Origin of the sequence: Dyella sp. SG562, assembly GCF_011759495.1 — a bacterium.
Lineage (GTDB): Bacteria > Pseudomonadota > Gammaproteobacteria > Xanthomonadales > Rhodanobacteraceae > Dyella_D > Dyella_D marensis.
In genome coordinates this window covers 98,805-116,789 of sequence record NZ_JAAOYS010000010.1, presented here as the reverse complement: position 1 = coordinate 116,789, position 17,985 = coordinate 98,805, and the positions used below count along the sequence as shown (strand labels likewise).

14 protein-coding genes are annotated in these 17,985 nt (G+C 68.0%); 6 read left to right on the top strand and 8 right to left on the bottom strand.

The features are described 5' to 3' along the window. Positions 1 to 35: 35 nt before the first annotated feature. On the top strand, positions 36 to 1,256 hold the full coding sequence (locus FHW84_RS17795) for an SGNH/GDSL hydrolase family protein (RefSeq protein ID WP_167257325.1): 1,221 nt from the start codon (positions 36 to 38) through the stop codon (positions 1,254 to 1,256). A 22-nt stretch (positions 1,257 to 1,278) separates the two neighbouring features. Here FHW84_RS17795 and FHW84_RS17790 read toward each other — a convergent pair whose 3' ends face one another. The 5 genes from FHW84_RS17790 to FHW84_RS17770 form a co-directional block, all read right to left on the bottom strand. Beyond that, on the bottom strand, positions 1,279 to 1,773 hold the full coding sequence (locus tag FHW84_RS17790; RefSeq protein WP_167257324.1) for a RidA family protein: 495 nt from the start codon (positions 1,771 to 1,773) through the stop codon (positions 1,279 to 1,281). A gap of 23 nt (positions 1,774 to 1,796) precedes the next feature. Next, positions 1,797 to 2,243 carry a cytochrome c gene (locus FHW84_RS17785; RefSeq protein WP_208399853.1) on the bottom strand — a complete coding sequence of 149 codons (447 nt, stop codon included), beginning with the start codon at positions 2,241 to 2,243 and terminating at the stop codon, positions 1,797 to 1,799. Further along, positions 2,240 to 3,817, bottom strand: a complete 1,578-nt coding sequence (locus FHW84_RS17780) for a flavin monoamine oxidase family protein (protein ID WP_167257364.1) — start codon at positions 3,815 to 3,817, stop codon at positions 2,240 to 2,242. Before FHW84_RS17780 ends, FHW84_RS17785 begins: the two co-directional genes overlap by 4 nt. 129 nt (positions 3,818 to 3,946) lie before the next feature. Further along, entirely contained in the window at positions 3,947 to 6,379 is a 2,433-nt protein-coding gene (locus tag FHW84_RS17775; protein WP_243868176.1) for a TonB-dependent receptor, read from the bottom strand. 261 nt (positions 6,380 to 6,640) lie between these two features. Next, positions 6,641 to 7,510 carry an NmrA/HSCARG family protein gene (locus FHW84_RS17770; protein ID WP_167257323.1) on the bottom strand — a complete coding sequence of 290 codons (870 nt, stop codon included), beginning with the start codon at positions 7,508 to 7,510 and terminating at the stop codon, positions 6,641 to 6,643. 104 nt (positions 7,511 to 7,614) lie between these two features. On the opposite strand from FHW84_RS17770, the gene FHW84_RS17765 reads away from it, so the two are divergent. The 5 genes from FHW84_RS17765 (at position 7,615) to FHW84_RS17745 (ending at position 16,018) form a co-directional block, all read left to right on the top strand. Continuing rightward, a complete protein-coding gene (locus FHW84_RS17765; RefSeq protein ID WP_167257322.1) occupies positions 7,615 to 8,508 on the top strand; it encodes a LysR family transcriptional regulator in 894 nt (297 codons plus the stop codon). A gap of 194 nt (positions 8,509 to 8,702) precedes the next feature. After that, the gene (locus FHW84_RS17760; RefSeq protein WP_167257321.1) at positions 8,703 to 9,170 is read left to right on the top strand and encodes an Hsp20 family protein; all 468 of its coding nucleotides are present in this window, start codon (positions 8,703 to 8,705) and stop codon (positions 9,168 to 9,170) included. 496 nt (positions 9,171 to 9,666) lie between these two features. After that, positions 9,667 to 13,038 (top strand): autotransporter outer membrane beta-barrel domain-containing protein, encoded by a 3,372-nt coding sequence (locus FHW84_RS23495; RefSeq protein WP_167257320.1) that lies wholly within the window; start codon positions 9,667 to 9,669, stop codon positions 13,036 to 13,038. A 168-nt stretch (positions 13,039 to 13,206) separates the two neighbouring features. Beyond that, positions 13,207 to 15,549 (top strand): glycoside hydrolase family 31 protein, encoded by a 2,343-nt coding sequence (locus FHW84_RS17750; RefSeq protein ID WP_167257319.1) that lies wholly within the window; start codon positions 13,207 to 13,209, stop codon positions 15,547 to 15,549. Between the two features lie 118 nt (positions 15,550 to 15,667). Then, the gene (locus FHW84_RS17745; RefSeq protein WP_167257318.1) at positions 15,668 to 16,018 is read left to right on the top strand and encodes a hypothetical protein; all 351 of its coding nucleotides are present in this window, start codon (positions 15,668 to 15,670) and stop codon (positions 16,016 to 16,018) included. 10 nt (positions 16,019 to 16,028) lie between these two features. Here the strand turns inward: FHW84_RS17745 and FHW84_RS17740 are convergent, their stop codons facing one another. From FHW84_RS17740 to FHW84_RS17730, 3 genes are all read right to left on the bottom strand, one after another. After that, positions 16,029 to 16,688, bottom strand: coding sequence for a ChrR family anti-sigma-E factor (locus FHW84_RS17740; RefSeq protein WP_167257317.1), 660 nt, complete (start codon positions 16,686 to 16,688; stop codon positions 16,029 to 16,031). Beyond that, a complete protein-coding gene (locus FHW84_RS17735; protein WP_167257362.1) occupies positions 16,685 to 17,317 on the bottom strand; it encodes a sigma-70 family RNA polymerase sigma factor in 633 nt (210 codons plus the stop codon). The genes FHW84_RS17740 and FHW84_RS17735 overlap by 4 nt, the downstream gene beginning before the upstream one ends. Positions 17,318 to 17,443: 126 nt before the next feature. After that, entirely contained in the window at positions 17,444 to 17,983 is a 540-nt protein-coding gene (locus FHW84_RS17730) for a lipocalin family protein (protein ID WP_167257316.1), read from the bottom strand. Between the last annotated feature and the right edge of the window lie 2 nt (positions 17,984 to 17,985).

The window sequence follows — 17,985 nt, the reverse complement described above, 5'->3', positions numbered from 1 at the left end:
ATATCGCCGCTTTCCGGACTGGCGGGAGAGGCGGCATGCGTCATCGGTTTCTGACATGGACTTTGGGCGCTTCGCTATGCGCGTGCACGGCCGGTGCGCTGGCCGCCGGTTCGAACCATCGCGGCTGGGTCGACGCCTGGTCCGCCGTCCCCGACACCGCCGGCCCCGCGCTGAACGACCAGACCGTGCGCCAGATCGTGCGGATCAGCGCCGGCGGCTCGGAGTTGCGCATCCGGCTGTCCAATCTGCTCGGCAATGCACCCGTTACGCTGGGCCCGGCGCATGTCGCGCTGCATGCAAGCGGCGCGGATACCGTGCCCGGCAGCGACCGGTCGCTGCTGTTTCAGGGCCAGCCCACGGTGACGATCGCCAAGGGCGAAAGCGTCTTGAGCGATCCGGTCAAGCTGGATGTGCGGGCCCTGCAGGAACTGGCGGTAAGCCTCTATGTGCCGGCCGCCGAGCAATATCGCGCTTCGACCGCGCACAATGCCGGCCAGGCCACCGCCTACATCACCGAAAGCGGCGACGCCGGTGCGGCAGCGGCATACCCAAGAGAAGAGGTGAGCGGCATGCGCTTCTTCCTCACCGACGTGGAGGTGTCCGGGCCTGCCGCCAAGTCCACGATCGTCACCTTCGGCGACTCGATCACCGACGGCGCCGGCTCCACCCAGGACGCCAACACGCGCTGGCCGGATGCCCTGGCGGAGCGCCTGCAAGCCGAGCCCAGGCTTGCATCCATCGCCGTGGCGAATGCCGGCATCGGCGGCAACCGCATCCTGCATGACGGCTACGGACCCAGCGCGCCGTCGCGCTTCGATCGCGATGCGCTGGACAAGCCGGGCGTGCGCTGGATCATCCTGCTGGAAGGCATCAACGATATCGGCGGCTCCGGCTATGCATGGGACGCCAAGGACAAGGTCTCGGCGCAGCAGCTGATCGACGGCATGCAAGCCCTGATCGACCGCGCGCACGCCCGGCACGTGAAGATCTATGGCGCCACCCTCACGCCGTATGGCGGCAACGGCTGGCCTTACCACAGCGTTGCCGGCGAGAAGACCCGCCAGGCGGTGAACGAGTGGATCCGCCACGCCGGCGCCTTCGACGGCGTGGTGGATTTCGACCAGGCCATTCGCGATCCGGCGGCTCCGGAAAAAATGCTGCCCGCCTATGACAGCGGCGATCACCTGCATCCCAGCAGCGCGGGCTACAAGGCGATGGCGCAGGCGGTGGACCTGCGCTGGTTCGGCACGCCCTAGCGGCCAGGGCGTTCGCCGCGGCTCAAGGCCGCACGGCAATCACCTCGATCTCGACCCGGTAGCCCGGATTGCCCAGCGCCGCGATCTGGAACGCCGAGCGCGCCGGCAGCTTCGGCTGCTGCGGCGTGCCGAAGAACTGGCGGTAGCCGGCCATGAAGCCGGCGAAATCCATGTGTCCGCCATGGGCTTCGTCGCCCACCAGGAACACCTGCATCTTCACCACGTCGCCCAGCCCCAGGCCCATGCCCTTGAGCTGCTTCTCGATCGCGGTGAGCACGCCCACGGTCTGGGTCTTGGTGTCGCCATAGGCGGCCGCCGCATCCTTGGGCGCCTTCGGATCGACCACCGGCGGCACGTTGCCGCTCACGTACACGGTGGCCTTGCCGGCGGGCACTTCGACCGCGGCCGAAATGGGGAAGTCGCTGTCGGGAATCTTGTAGCGCTTCACTTCCTGCGCGGACGCCGCCGTGGCGGCGAGCAGGAGGAGGGGCAGGGTGCAGCGGATGATCTGACGCATGGGGTGCTCCTTGGGGAATGGGGTCAGCGATGCAGCGCGGCGACATCGTCGGCGCTGATGCTGTCGGTGTACCGGTTGCCGAAATGGGTGCGGATGTAATTGATCACGCCGGCGATCTGCGCATCGCTCAAGCCCGCGCCGCGCAGGAAACGCTCCTCGCCTTCCGGCGGCGGCTTGAACGAGGGCATGTCGCGCCGGCCATGCAGGATCACCGCGGCCATGTATTGCGGCGAGACCAGCCGCGGATTGCCGGTAAGCGCCGGATAGCTGCCGGCACCCCGCGCGCCCTTGGCGTCGGGCATGTGGCAGCCCTGGCAGATGCCGCGGAACACGGCCTCGCCGTCGGCGGCGGCGAGACGTCCGTCCGCATGTCCGGCGTTATCGGAAGACTGTCCGCGCGCCGCGCCCGCGGCGAGCAGCACGGCGGCGCCGGCCAGCGCCATCAATCGATGCCTGGTATGTCGCTTCATCCGCTGGCTCCCGTTGCGCGCGCATGGATGCGTCCGATGGCATCCAGCGCGGAAGTGACCGCCCCCTCCTGCCACGCCGGCAGGTACGAGGCATGTTCGCCGGCCAGCACGATGCGCCCGTCCAGCTGGCACAGGTTGTCGTAATGGCGTTCGCGCGCCTCGTCGGACCACACGCCGAAGCAGCCCAGGGTGAACGGCGAGCGATGCCAGCCCACGGCGACGCCGTGCTCGAATTCATCGCGGTATTGCGGATGGATCCGGCTGCCGTAATCGACCGCCTTGCGCACCCGTTCTTCGGGCGGCATCGCGGTGAACTGATAGGCGTCCACGCCCCACATGTACGCCCCCAGCAGCACGCCCTTGCCGCCGCTGTGAAAGCCGGTGCTCGGATAGCTGATGTTGGCGATCGGCAGGTCGGTGTAGGTGATGCCGCCGTAAATCTGCTCGTCTTCTTCCCAGAAGCGCCGCTTGAACTGCAGGCCCACTTTCACCGAGGCCGCATAAGGCACCGCGGCGATCGCCTCGGCCATGGCGGCGCCGACCTTGAGCGGCAACTGGCCCAGGATCGACAGCGGGATGGTGCACACGCACCAGTCCGCGCTTGCCGTATGCGTGGCGCCGGGGGCTTCGGCGTCTTCGTAAGCCACGGTGACGCCGCGTTCGTCCTGCTCGATGGCGGTGACCTTGGCGCCGTAGCGGATCACGCTTTTCAGTTCGCGGCCGAACGCCTCGCCGATGCGGCCCATGCCGCCGACCGGCTGGAACAAGGTGGTCTGGAATTCGTAGATCTCGCCGGCCACCAGGTGCTGCCACAGGCGCGAGCCGAGCACGTCCTTCAGTTGCAGCGGCGTGGACGGCTGCGGCCTGGCGGACAGGCCGCCGCCGGCATCGCGGTCGTAGCCGCGCCGGTTGCTGCTGGCTTCGCCGCGCGCGTAGGCGAACTGCTTGTCCAGCGCGCCCCATGCGCGCAGCGATTCCAGCAGGCGTTCCTGGTCCTCCTTGCTCACGCGCTGGTCCAGCTGTCCCTGCTGCGTGCTCTTGGCCAGCAGTTCGGCCACGTGGCCGCGGTAGTCGGCGTTGATCTCGCGATAGCGCCGCGGCTTGCCGCCGAACGCATCCGCGCCGTGCAGATAGGCGTTGTGATTGACCTGGACGAACGGCTCCAATGCCACGCCGAGTTTTTTGCAATACGAGAGGATGCCGTGGTGGTGATAAGGCAGGCGCCATGGCCCGGGATTGATATACAGGCCGTCCTCGAACTGGCAGTGCTGGGTAAAGCCGCCCAGTTCGGTGAAGCGGTCGCCGCCGCGCAGCGACCAGTTGCGGCCGCCGGGACGGCGGTTGTACTCCAGCACCTGCACGCGGTAGCCGGCCTGGCGCAGCTCGTAGGCCGCCACCATGCCGGCGATGCCGGCGCCAAGCACCAGCACGGATGCGCCGCGCGGGGCGCCTTCCAGCCGCGGCGGGCCGCGGTAGGGCGATTCGGCCGCGAGGCCGAGGCTGCTCATCGCCTGGTACATCGCCGCACCGCCGGCGGCGGCGCCGATCATGCGCAGCAGGTCGCGCCGCCTCATCGAGCGCGGGCGCTCGCCGGCGGCGGAAAGATCATCTTGCATGGATCACCTCTGACGTGGATGGGGACATGCCGCGCGCACGCGGTGCGTCTCGCCCCTCCGCGCCGGCCGGGCGCGGAGGGAGTGCCGTCAGAAGCGATAGGCGACCTTGCCGTACCAGTAGCGGCCGTTGAAGCCGAACGGCGACAGCGACGAGTACTGCAGGCCGTCGGCGCGGTCTTCGTACACGTTGGCCAGCGAGGCCTTGGTCGGATACTGGTTGGTGAGGTTGTCCACGCCGGCGGTGAAGGTCCACGCGTCCCACGCATAGCTGGCGGAGAGATCCAGCAGCCAGCGCGCGGCGAACTTCTGGTCCTGGCTGCCGTCGTCGGCATCGCCGCGGCGGATCACCGATCCATAGCGCGTGAGGTTGGCATGCAGCCCGAAGCCCTGCAGCTGCCAGTCGCCGCTGAACACGTACTTGGTGCGTGGCGTGGACGCGGTGAGCAGGCCTTCGCTGGCGCGGCCGAACGCGGGCGTGGAGACTTCCAGCACCTTGGTCTTGTTGTAGTTGCCGCTGGCGGTGAGGTTCAGCTTGCCCCAGTCGTCCAGGTCCATGCGGTAGTTGGTGATCAGGTCCGCGCCGCGCGTGCGCGTGGTGGCGCCGTTGACGAAGAACTGCGCGCCGGTGACCTGGCTGTTGGGGATGCTCACCGCGATCTGGTCCGAATACAGGATCGCGTCCGCCACACGGATCTGATACAGGTCCAGGGTCGCGCTGAAATCGCTCCACGGCTGCCACACCGCGCCAAGGCCGTAGTTGGTGGACTTCTCCGGCTTCAGCGCCTTGGCGCCCAGCGCGATCGCCACCGGGTCCGACGTGCGGTAGGTGCCGATCTGCGCCAGCGTGCCGTTCTGGATCAGCGTCACCACCGACTCGTAGTTCTGCTGCGCCAGCGACGGCGCGCGGAAGCCGTTGGAGGCGGTGCCGCGCAAGGCGAACGTATCGGTGAACTGGTAGCGTGCCGACAGCTTGCCCGAGCGCGTGGAACCGGCGTCGCTGTAATGCTCGTAGCGGCCGGCCAGGCCCATGGAAAGCTTGCTGGTCACGTCCGTTTCCAGATCCACGTACGCCGCCTGGCTATGCCGGCCGAACGTGCCGGCGACCTGCGGCGTCAGGCCCGGAAACACCTGTGAGCCGCCCGCGTACGGCGTGGTGGTGCCGGGAATCAGCGTGTTGGGGTCGAAGAAATAGGAATCCGGATCGCCCGCGTCGATGACATAGGTTTCCTTGCGGTATTCCGCGCCGAACGCCAGCGTGACCGGATTGGGCAGGAAGCCGACATGGATGTCCTTGCTCAGATCCAGATTCGCCACGCTCTGCTTGTTGCGGAAAGTGCCTGCGTTGAAATACGTCGGCGAATAGCCGTTGGTGTAGTACAGGTTGGTATTGACGCTGTTGGCGATGTCGAAGGCCAGGTTGTTCTCGCCGTGGTCGGCGGAGAAGTCCCAGTGCCAGCCGCCCGCCGTGGTGCCGCGCAGGCCCAGTACCGCGGCGATGTCGTTGCTGTGGTTGACGATCTGCGGCAGGAAGCCGTTCGGGTAGATCGCCGGCACGTTGCGTGCCGAGTTGTAGGCGCGGTAATAGCCGTTGGAGGTGACGTCGCGCTTGCTGCCGTTGATGTAGCCGTACAGCTCGACGCCCGAGGTGATGTCGTAGCCGAAGTTCAGCAGCAGCTGATAGGTCTTTACCGCGGGGTCGCCGTAGCGCTCGTACGGAATGCCGCTGGGATTGGCGGCGCCCGCCAGCGTGGTGGTCTTGTCGCGATTCTCCGCGCGGTTGGTGTTCATGGCGTTCTGGTAATTCCACGCCACGCGCATCCAGCCCGGCGCCTTGCTGTCGGTACCGCCCAGCGGAATGCCCATGCTGCCCTGCACGCCGTTCTGCGCGCCGTCGCCCTTGTCCATCACGCCGCCGCTGGCGGTGACGCTGTTGCCGCCCGCCGCGCCGCCGCGCTTGAGCACCACGTTGATCACGCCGGCGATGGCGTCGGAGCCGTACTGCGCCGCCGCGCCGTCGCGCAGCACTTCGATGTGATCGATGGCGGCGATGGGAATCGAGTTGAGGTCCACCGGCGCCGAGCCGCGGCCGATCGCCGAGTTGTAATTGACCAGGCTGGTGGTGTGGTACCGCTTGCCGTCCACCAGCACGAGCACCTGGTCCGGCGACATGCCGCGCAGGCTGGCCGGCCGGATCGCGTCGTTGCCGTCGTTGATGGCGGGGCGGGGAAAGTCCAGCGAAGGGAGCAGGGTGCTCAGGGCGCTGGCCAGATCGGTACTGCCGGTGGCGTTGAGATCCGCGGGGGTCAGTACGTCGATCGGTGCGAGGGATTCGGAAGCGGTGCGGTCGGTGCTGCGCGTTCCGGTGACTACGACTTGCTGGAGCTGTTTGGCTTTTTCGGGCGATGCCGCGTCGGCGGCGGGCGTTTCGTCGGCCCAGGCCACCGAGGCGGCGAGGGCATTCATACAGCAAAGAGGTAGCAGCGCGGCCGCCGGCAGGCGCCGCTTAAGTCGTTTGGTCATCAGTGGTTTCCCCGGTCAGGCAGTCAGTAGACAGGCTCCTTGCCTGGATCTTGCGTCGCAGCAATCCTCCCCAGGGCTGCGACGATTCGAGGCTAAGCGCGATTGCTGCGGCGCGTCAATATCTGGTTATTAGCGCGTCATTGCGCTGTAATCGTCGGCCCGGTGCTTTTTTGCAACGCGACAAAATCTTGCGGCCACCGGATCGACAGAGGCCACGGGCGAGGGTTCGCCCATGGCCTCGTTGCCGGCAACAGATCGGCCTCAGCCCGCGGCCGTGATCTCGGCGACGAACTCGCGATAAGAACGCAGCGGGCGTCCCAGCATCCGGGTCAGCCGCTCGGCGTCGCCCGCCTCCGGCAGCATGCCGTCGCTGACGAAGCGTTCGGCCATCAGGCGCATTTCGTAGGCCATCCACTTCGGCAGGAAGCCGGCGGCGTTCTGCTCGAAGCCGGCCGGATCGTCGCCGCCGTACACCACGGGGCGTCCCAGCGCATCCGACCAGATCGCCGCCGCATCTACGCCAGTCAGCGCGTCGGGGCCGACCAGGTTGATCGTTTCGGTCGGCAGCGTGGCAGGCGCCTGGTCGCGGCGGATCAGTTCGATCGCGGCGAGCTCGGCGATGTCGCGCGTATCGATCATGGCCAGGCCCTTGCCGCCGATCGGCATCGGATAGACGCCGTGCTGAAGCACCACGTCCTTGATCGTGTGGTCGTTGTCGATGAAGTAGGTCGGACGCAGGATGGTGGCGCTGAAACCCATCTCCCGCAGCATCCGTTCGGCGCCGTACTTCACCGCGAAATGCGGCACGTTGACGAAGCGGTCGGCATGGATCACCGACAGGTACACGACGCGCTCGACGCCCGCCTCGCGGGCCAGGTTGAGGGTAAGGATCGCCTGGGTGAATTCATCGCCGGTGACGGCGTTGAGCAGGAACAGGGTGCGCACGCCGGAGAAGGCGGTGCGCATGGCGTCGAGGTCGAGCAGGTCGCCCTGAACCACCTCCACGCCGGCGGGGAAGCTGGTTTTGGAAGGATCGCGGGTCAACACGCGCACGGCTGCGCCGCGCTGGACGAGCTGGTCGACGACCTGGCGGCCGACGCGGCCGGTGGCACCAGTAACGAGGATAGTCATGGCAGTACTCCGAGTGGGTTGGGAACGTGCCGGCCATGTTATTGATCCAAATTCTGGCGAATAGCCGCTAAAATTAGACGCGACGTCCCACTCACGAGACACCCATGGACCTTCTCGCACTGGCCGATTTCAACCTGGTCGCCCGCCACGGCGGCTTCGGCAAAGCCGCCCGCGAAGCCGGCCGGCCGAAGGCGACCCTGTCGCGGCGCGTGGCCGAGCTGGAGGCCAGCCTGGAGCTGCGCCTGTTCGAGCGCGGGGCGCGATCGCTCAAGCTCACGGAAGAGGGCCGCGCCCTGTTCGAGCGGACCGCACTGCTGCTGACCGAGCTCGACGAGACGGCGACCGCCATCGCCTCCGGCGGCCATGCTGCGCGCGGCCGCCTGCGCATCAGCGCGCCGCTGCTTTTTTCGCAGACCGCGATGGGCCGGCTCGCCGCGGGCTTCGCGCTGCGCTACCCGCAGGTGCGGCTGGAAGTCACCGCGGAAGACCGCGCCGTGGACATGATCGAAGAGGCTTATGACCTGGTGATCCGGGTCAACCCGGAACCCGACGCCACCCTGGTCGGGCGCATCTTCCTGCGCGACCGCATGGTCGTCGTGGCCAGCCCGGCGTTGGCGCGGCCCGTGGGCGCCGCACCGGTCCCGGCGGTGACCCGCGGCCCCGTCAAGCAGGCCGAGACCTGGACCATGAAGACAGCTTCCGGGACGTCGGCCATGCTCGCCCATCCCGTGCTCGGCCTGTCATCGCTGGTGATGGTCCGCGACGCGGTGCGCATGGGCGCGGGCGCGGCGCGCCTGCCGTTGTCGCTGGTGAGTCCGGACCTGGCCGACGGAACCTTGACGCACTGGGGCGACGTGGAAGGACCGGAAACCGCGCTCTGGGCGCTCTATCCGTCCCGCCGCCTGCTGAGTGCCCGCGTGTCGGCGTTTCTGGACTATCTCAGGGAAGCTTTTCCACGAGGAACGCCGGACGAACTGGCCGCCTATGTCCGCGGCTGAGCCTGCCGCCCGGCAAGCGATTCGCGCACCCGGCGCATGGCCGAACCAAAATTAAATCGCCTCGAAAAACCCCGCTTGCCAAACGCCTTCCGCTGATTATCTTTACGCCCCGCCGATCGCTGCGGGATCGGCCTGACCACGCCGCAAAGGTGTGGCGAGTGTTCACTCCCATGTTGCTTAAAGAGGATATGGCTATGCGCACTGTGCTCGATTTTTCTTCTCTTCATCGCTCCAGCATCGGCTTCGACCGGATGTTCGAACTGCTGGAAACGGCGGCCAGCACCACGCCGGCGGATAACTGGCCGCCATTCGATTCGATCAAGGTCGCGGACGATCAGTACCGCATCACCATGGCGGTCGCCGGCTTCGGCCGCGACGACCTGCAGATCACGCTGCAGAACAACGTGCTCACCGTCAGCGGCGAGCGCAAGGCCGACCACGCCGGCGAAATCCTGCATCGCGGCATCGCCAACCGGCCGTTCACGCGCCGCTTCGAGCTGGCCGAGCACATGCAGATCGATGGGGCCAGCCTCAAGGACGGCCTGCTGGTGATCGACTTGAAGCGCGAGCTGCCCGAGGCGCTCAAGCCGCGCCGGATTCCCATCGGAAATCCGGATCAGCCCGCCATCGAACCGCGCCGGCTGCAGAACCAGGCGGCGTGATTCGCCCGCAAGAGGCGATGGCGGTTTGAATCCTGAAGTGGTTACTGGCGGCGGCAGACTTGCCGCCGCTTTTTTTCATACGTGGGAATGGGCCTGGTAAAAGCGGCATTTTGGCCCCTCAATCCCTTGACTTATCCGTACTGGCGAAAGACGCGCGGGCGACGCGCAAGTCGAGCCCGCTTTTTAAGATTTTCACCAGATGGACTTAATGTTTTTGCGCGAATGTGCCTTTCATCACCATTGCCGGCGCCGCGAAAAAAAGCCAGGAAAATCAGCTGTGATTGCAGTCACGCGACAGCCAAGTCGCCGTCAACTATCGGCGCACCTTGTGTTACTCAGCATGCACTGAGTGCGCATCAGGAACGCGCACTCGCAACAGGGGCGTCAGTCGTGCTTGCGGCGGCGCGAGTTATCCGCCGGACATCAACACATGCTTTTTGCGTCCGGTCTGCGCGGCCGGCGACGGCGGCGCTTGATCTGCGACAGGGGTACGACAGTGAACAAGCAAGACGAAGCGAGCATCGCGCTCTGGCTGCATTACCGGCGCGAGCCGGAGCTTTTCGCGCAGCTGCCCGAAGCGTGGCGGCACTCCATCGCCGAGCACTACGCGCATGCGCGGCAACGGCAGCAGCTCCGGCAGCGCCGCTCGGTACTGCCGCTCTCCGTGCTGGCGGGGCTGGCCGCGCTGAGCGCCGCGAAGGCGCGCGCGGCCACCAACTACACCACCGTGCTCACCGGCACCAACGCGGACACCGCGTACTCGAGCAGTACCGACGCCAACGGCAACCTGGTCTATCGCCTGGCCGGCGGCGACAGCATCAGCACGACCACGACCGGCACGGACAGCGTCAGCGCCGTCAGCCTGCAAAGCGGCACGCCCAAGGTGGTGCTGCAGGTGGACGCCGACGGCAAGGGCGCACTGACAGTGTCCGTCGACCGCCCGGAGACACCCTGGCCCGGCGTGCACGGCACCGCCCATGCCATCGACATGGGCGCGGGCGAATACCTGACGGTGAACGGCAACACCTCGCTCACCGCGCAGGCGGATGACCGGGCCCGCGTCGTCAACGGGGTGTGGGTGGGTGGATCGGAGGCGCGGGGTCTGCACCTTGACCGGTCGACGGCCGTCTTCAACGGCAAGCTGGACGTTACGACCAAAGGCGCGGACTGGAGCCAGGGCCTGTGGATCTACCGCGGCTTCCTGACCGTCAACGGCGACACCAACATCGTCACGCACGGACGCGGCACCAATACCGCCGGCATCTATAACTCCGGCGGCGGCACCGGCAACGTGGTGTTCAACGGCAACCTGGGCATCGTCAGCTACGGCGACTGGCCCAACGACACCGTGCAGGGCATTTACAACGACAACGTCAACACGCGGATCACCGTCAATGGCGATCTGAATATCGCCGCCACCTCGAACGGCTCGACGGTGATGGGCATCCGCAACCAGGGCACGATCTATGTGACGGGCAACACCACCGTCACTTCCGACGGACCGCGCTCCGCCCTGGGTATCGTCGCCACCCATGCCTCCGCGCGCTTTCATGCCGGCGGCGACGTGAAAGTGACGGTGGTCAGCCACACCGACTACACGCCGTACGGATCGCCCACCGCGCTGGGCAACTCGTACGGGCACACCTACGGTTTCATGACGCTGGACGGCGCCGTCGACGCGCGCGTCAGCGGCGTCAGCACGAGCTTCGCGGTCACCAACAGTAGCGTGATGACCTTTACCAATGCCGCGAAGACGGCGGTGCTGCGCGCGAGCGTGGACTGCAAAACGTGTGACGTCTACGGCATTTACAACGACGGCGGCACGCTCACCATGGCCGGCGGCCTGGACGTGGCCGTGAGCAACACCGGCAGCGGTGCTCGCTATGCCATATGGAACATAGGGGGTGATTGGTGGCAAACCCAAAGCACGCTAAGCGTCAACCAGGCTGGCGGGCAGTCCGTCAAGTTGGATGGCGACGTGCTGACGCGCAACCTGATCAATGCCGGCGGCAAGCAGTACACCGCCACCACCCAGGTGAACTTCAACGATAGTGCGTCGTTCCTCAAGGGCATGGTGCTCGGCGGCAGCGGCGTGATCCCTGCCAGCGGCAACAGAGGCGTGTACACCTATAACGCAGGCGTGCCCATCCTGAGCTTCGCCAACGGCGCCCGCTGGATGCCCACCGGCACCGGCACGCTCGCCAGCGATTTCGGCGCCGGCAGCCTCTCGCTCGGCAACGGTGGCGCGATCGACCTGGCGGCGAGCTGGGGGGCGTTCGCGCCGGGAAGCGTGCCCGCGCACAGCCTGCGCAGCCTTAGCGTCGACAGCTCCACCGGCGGCGCCACGGTGAATCTCGCGGACGGCGCCACCTTCACGCTGCTGAGCGACATCCGCAACGCGCAGGCGGACAAGGTGAGCTTCGGCGCCGGCATCACGACATTCAACGCCACGGGCACCCAGAAGCTGCGCATCGCCTACGACCCGGTGCTGGACGACGCCTCCTGGGTGAGCGCCGCGGCATTGCAGAACGGCACCACCATCGCGGCGGCGCAGCCCATCGTCGTCGTCGACGCCAGCGCCGCGGCCGGCGGCAAGGCGGCGTTCCAATCGGTCGCCGGCGTGGCGGGGCAGTGGAGCGCCACTTACGAGAACGCGCTGGCGCGTTTTACCTACGTGCCGCGCGTACAGCTCAGCGCGGACGGCAAGCAGCTGCTGCTCACCGGTATCGATATCGCGGGCACGGGCGGCTCCACTCCCGGCGGCTCGACTCCGGGTGGATCGACACCGGGCGGCTCAAACGCAGGCGGCTCGACCGGCGGCGGCTCCGGTAATTCTGGAACTGGAAGCGGAACCGGCAGCGGCACGCCGCCCGCCTCCGGCAATCCCGCCGGCACACCCGTGCCGCCCGCCGGGACGGGCGCGCCTCCGGCGATCACAGCTTCGACCGGAGTCCTGGTCGCTGCCGACGCCGCACTGGCCATGGCCAACCTGTGGCAGCCCGACGAGCGGGCCATCGCACGCCGCAGCGAGGCCTTGCGCACCGACGGGGCGGCAACGGACGCGACCTTCTGGGCCGATGCCGACGGCGGCGAGCTGAGAGGCGACGACAACCAAGGAAGCACCTATCGGCAGAACGCCACCAGCGCCTCGGCAGGCGTCGAATGGGGCGTGCCGTTCGACGGCGGGCACGGCGCGGTGGGCCTGCTCTACACGCATGCGCAATCGCGCGCCACCTTCCAGAGCGGCAACGCCGACCTGCGCGGCAACGCCGTGGGCGCCTATGGCACCTGGAACACGCGTGACGGCTGGTTTGCCGATGCGACGGCGCGCGTCGGCCGGCTGCGCGACAGCTACGTATCGAGAGACAGCTTCGGCACCGCCTCCGGCCGCTACGACACGCACGCCGCGAGCGTCAGCGTCCGCGCGGGCCGCCGTTTTCAGTTGGGCGGCGGCGCCTATATCGAGCCGCAGGTCCAAGCCGCATACGGCACGCTCGGCCCCAGCAGCTACACCGCCAGCGATCGCGTGCGCTTCGAGGTGGGACACAACCGCACCTTCCAGTCGCGCGCCGGCGTGCTGGCCGGACAGGCCTTCACCTGGACGGGCGGCGTCGGCGGCGAGGCCTATGTGCGCCTGGGCGTGGTCCACACCGTCGGCAGCCGGCCCGACTTCACCGCATCGCTGGACGGCGGCTCGCTGCCGGTGGCGCTGCCGACGCGGCACGACACGGCCGGCGAAGCCACCGCGGGCGTGCGGCTGGCGTTCGGCCAGGCATGGAGTGCCTTTGCCGAAGCGGGGCGCTCCTCGCGCACCGACGTGGTCGCCGGCGGCTGGCGTGCCGCTGCCGGATTGCGCTGGCGTTTCTGACGCCAGCGCCGTCCCCGCCGCGCCTTTGCTAAATCTCGCAACAGGCATAACGAATTTACCCAGCCGGCCGGGCCGGGGCGGCTGAACTGCCGGCTCGGCATGTTAGAAACCCGCATTCGGCCGCACGCCAGGCGATGCGGATGCCGGTGCTGACGCTGAGGGAACTTCGTGCGGAACTGCCAACTTGCCGTGCTCGGCCTGTCCTTGTCATTCGCCACGGCGTTCACCGCCGCGCACGCGGCGCCCGTCGCCACGCTCGACCGGCACGGCGCCTGGGTCAGCGTCGAAGCGTATGGCCCCAACGCGGTCCACATCACGATCGCCGCCGACAAGGCGCAGGCGCTGCAGCCCCCGGGCTACGGGATTCTTGCCGGCCATGCCGACGCATCGACGTTCCGGCACATGCAGGATCGAAGCGGCGATACGTTTGCCTCTTCCGCGCTCAGCCTGCACGTGGATGCGGCGCCGCCGACGCACACCCCCGGCACCATGGAGCGCTACTTCGCGCCCGAACTGGCGCCGGTGCGCCTGCAGGTAAGGAATGCCAGCGGCGCCACCGTCGTCGACATGACCGGTTGGGAAATGTCCCCGCACGAAGTGGCAGGCGAGGCGACCTACCAGGTGGGCGCGACCTTCGCGGCGCCGGCCGGCGAACACTATTACGGCATGGGCCAGAACCAGGACAGCCTCGGCCCGCTCGACCTGCGCGGCCGCGTCATCGACTGCCGGCACTGGTACGACGCGCCCGCGGGCGAAACCGTCTGCGTGCCGTTCATGGTGTCGTCGAAGGGCTACGGCATCATCTGGGACAATCCTTCGGATACGCGCTTCGTGGCGGGCATCCGCGGCCGCACCAGTTTCCAGTCGAAGGTGGGCGAGCGCGTCAGCTTCTTCGTGGTGACGGGCGACACGCCCGAGGCCATCTACTCCGCCTACGCCCGGGTCACGGGCAAGACGCCGATTCCGCCGAAGGCGGCCTTCGGCCTGATCCAGTCCAAGGCGCGCTACGACAGCCAGGCCGAGATCCTGCGCGTGGCGCGGACGTATCGCGAAAAGAACTATCCGCTCGACGTGATGGTGCTCGACTGGTTCTACTGGACGCGCATGGGCCAGCTGGACATCAATCCGGCGGAGTTCCCCGACCCGGACGCCATGAACCGGCAGCTGCACGACGCGGGGCTGAAATCGATCATCTCGATCTGGCCGCGCTTCGAGCGCTCCAGCCGCTACTTCGGCGAGCTCGATGCCAAGGGCTACCTGCTGAAGGACCGGAACGGCAGGACGGTCGACGGCCTGGCGTTCCGCTCGGATCGCGCCGGCGCGCTGCTCGATGCCACCCATCCGGCGGCGCGGCAGTGGTTCTGGGAGCATGCGCGCGACAACATCCTCGCGCATGGCTTCGACTATCCATGGCTCGACGAGACCGAGCCGGACCTGGTGCCGGACGGTTACTTCTATTCGATCGGCTCGGGCGATCGCTATCACAACCTGTTCCCGCTGGTGCACGTCGAAGGCGTGGCGCAGGGCATGCGCGCGTGGAAGCCGGACGAGCGCGTGCTGATTCTTTCGCGCGCCGCCTATCTCGGCTCGCAGCGTACCGGCGCGCTGTTCTGGTCGTCGGATATCGATCCCAGCTGGGAAGCCTTGCAGCGCCAGATTCCCACCGGCCTCAACATGACCGCGTCCGGCATCGCCTACTGGGGCAACGATATCGGCGGCTGGCAGTCGCTGCCGCAGACCACCCGCGCCAGCAAGGCGCCGCTGCTCGATCCTTCCGACGCGCGCGACACGGTGGGCCGGAACGACGACTACCCCGAGCTGCTTACGCGCTGGTTCGAGTACGGCACCTTCCTGCCGACGCTGCGCCTGCACGGCGACCGCAAGCACACGGAAATCTGGGCCTTCGGCCGCCAGGCCGAAGCGATCATGGCGAAGTACGACCAGCTCCGTTATCGGCTGATCCCCTACATCTACAGCCAGGCCAGGAATACCTACGACACCGGCGCGCCGTTCATGCGTCCGTTGTGGATGGATTTCCCGCACGATGCGCAAGTCGCCGACCTGGGCACGGAATACATGTTCGGCCCCGCCTTCCTGGTGGCGCCGGTCACCGAGCAGGGCCAGACGGAGAAGGATGTATACCTGCCCGCCGGCAGCGACTGGTACAACTTCTGGACCGGCGAAAAGCTAGCCGGCGGGCGCTGGGTCAAGGTGGCCGCTCCCATCGATCAGATCCCGGTTTTCGTCCGCGCCGGCTCCATCGTGCCGCTGGGTTCGGACATCGCGTCGACCGCGACGAAGCAATCGATTGCCGAGATCCGCATCTATCCGGGCAAGGACGCCGGCTTCGCGCTTTACGACGACGACGGCGGTACGTACGGCTACGAGCGGGGCGCAAGCACCATGACGCAGCTGCATTGGAACCAGGCGTCAGGCACTTTGAGCGCGACCGGCGGCGATGCCGCCTTCAACCGGAAAGTGGCGGGACTGGCCAAGGTCGTCGGGCGGTAAAAGCGCGGCGGCGCGGCATCCGTTTTCCGCCGGGCGCCGTAAGCAAGGGCAGGGCGCGACGGGCCGCGGCGAGCCGGCGCCTTTCCCGCCTGCGCCGCGCTACGCCATGGACCGCGCCATGCCACTCGACGCCGCTCCGACCGGACTGACCCAGGCAGAAGTGGAACTGCTGCTTCAAATCGAGCATGGTCAAATCGAGCGCGGCCAAATCGAGCACGGCCAAATCGAACACAGCCAGATCGAGCAGGACTCGCCGCTGATCCTGGCGAGCGCGCCAGCAGCGAGCCTGCTCATGCGCGGCTACCTGATGCCCGTGCCGCCGGGCCATACGAGTTACTTTTCATACCGCATGGTGCTGGCGGGGCGCCCGCTGGCCATCCAGCTGAGCTACCGCGCGCACAAGCTCCTGCAGTCCATTCGCGACGCAGAAACCAGCCGCTGGCCATGCCGGGTTCCGCCGCGCCGCTGAGCGGGCGCCGCTAGAGCTTGAACAAGGGCTGCAGCGTGCGGGCCAGCCAGCCGGAAAAACGCAGCGGAGCATCGGTCGCCGCCACGCAGATGCACGGCACGCCGGGCGAGGTGACGGGCTGGTGCTCGGTGTCGCCATCGAGGTCGGCGGCATCGCCCGGCGCGAAATGCCCAAGCAGGTCGTCGTAGGCGCCGCGCAGCACCACCGTCAGCTCGTTCGCGCCATGGCTGTGCAGCGGCACGCTGCGGCCGGGCGCGATGCGCAACAGCATCAGGTCGCCGCCCTCCATGCGCGGGCCGCGGATGTGGTGCACGCCGGGACCGATGGTGCGCCAGCGCAGCCCGCTGAAGGTTTCGCCGAAATAAGGCCGCAGGGGCAAGGGCAGGCGGTCGTGATCGGACGCAGCGGCAGCCGCGGGCGGGACCGGCGGCTGCGCCGGCGGCAACTGCGCCAGCCGCGCGCGCATGGCCTCGCGCGCACCCGCGGAAAGCGGCGCCGGCTCCTGCTGCTGCATCAGCGCTCCGCCGATGCGGTCGGCCTGGCGCAGGCGCTCGCGGCAGGCCTGGCAAAGGCTCAGGTGGGTGGCGGCCACCGCCATGAAAGCCGCCGGCAGGGCGCCGGCCGAATAGCCCAGCAGCGTGGCGGCATCGAGGTGATGGTTCGGCCTCACGGCACGCCTCCCAGGCCGGCCTGCAGCTTGGCGAACGCGCGCCGCAGCGAGGACTTTACCGAACCCAGCGGCATACCGAGCTCGTGCGCGATCTCGCTGTGGCTCTTGGCTTCGAAATACGACATGCGGATAAGCCTGGCCTGCACCGGCGGCAGGCTGTCGATGGCACGCTTCAGGCCGGCGTGATCGGCGAATGCCTCGGCGCTGGAGCCGGCATCGGCGGGCGCCTGCTCGTCCAGCCAGTCGAGGCCTTCCTGCATCGGCAGCCAGTGCGGTTCGCCGCGCAGGCTGTCGATGTACAGATTGCGCGCCACGCGGAACAGCCAGGTCGCCAGGCCGGCCCGCGCCGGATCGAACGATTCGGCGCGCCGCCACAGGCGCAGCAGCGCCTCCTGCACCAGTTCCTCGGCGCGTGCCGCGCTCACGCCCATGCCCAGCAGGTAGCGCTGCAGGCGCGGGGCGAAGTGGTCGTAGATACGCATGAAGCAATCCATATCCCGGCGCAGGGCCACGGCCGCCATCTGTTCGGCCCAGTACTGCGCATCGGCATTGGCTTGGCTGGCTGGCGTGGACAAGGATCGTTGCGCCCTCAGAGGCGTCACCTTCGTGGTTGCCGGATCGCTGCTCATCTTAACCATGGGGCTGGCTGCCTGGAGGCGGCCGCGCGGGCCGCCGTCGCTGGCGGCCCGCGCGCAGGCCGCTTTCTCCTTCTACGCCGCCGCGCCGCTTCTGGATGCAGTCCCTGGCCGGTGCGCTCACTGCGCCGACCAGCGCTGCGGTACGCGGCGCAGCCTGGAAACGTCGTAACCCATGGCAGCCACGCGCCGCACCAGCGCGGCGTAGCGCGCATCGTCCAGCGCGGGCGTGCGGGCCATGATCCAGACGTAGTCGCGCTTGCTGCGCGCGACGATCACCTCGCGGTAGCCGGGGTCGAGCCAGGCGATCACGTATTGCGCCTTGACCGGCCAGACGAACTGCATGCCCCATTCGGCCCGGCCGGTTCCGGCCCGCACCGTGCCGATCGGATGCATCGTCTTCGCGGCGCCGCCGAAGCCGCCGGCGCGGTAGCGGAAGGTGGTCTGGATGCGGCCGTCCGGCAGGCGGGCGTACGACTCCACCGCGTTGTATGCATCGCGCTCCAGCCAGGTGGGGATCGAGGCGATCACGTACCAGTCGCCCATGAAGCGGTCCAGGTCGACGTCGGCGGCACGCGGCAGCGGTGGCTGCGCCACGCAGCCGGGCAGGGCGGCCGCGGCCACGCAGGCGGCGAACAGAGCGGCGATGGGGATGCGCATCG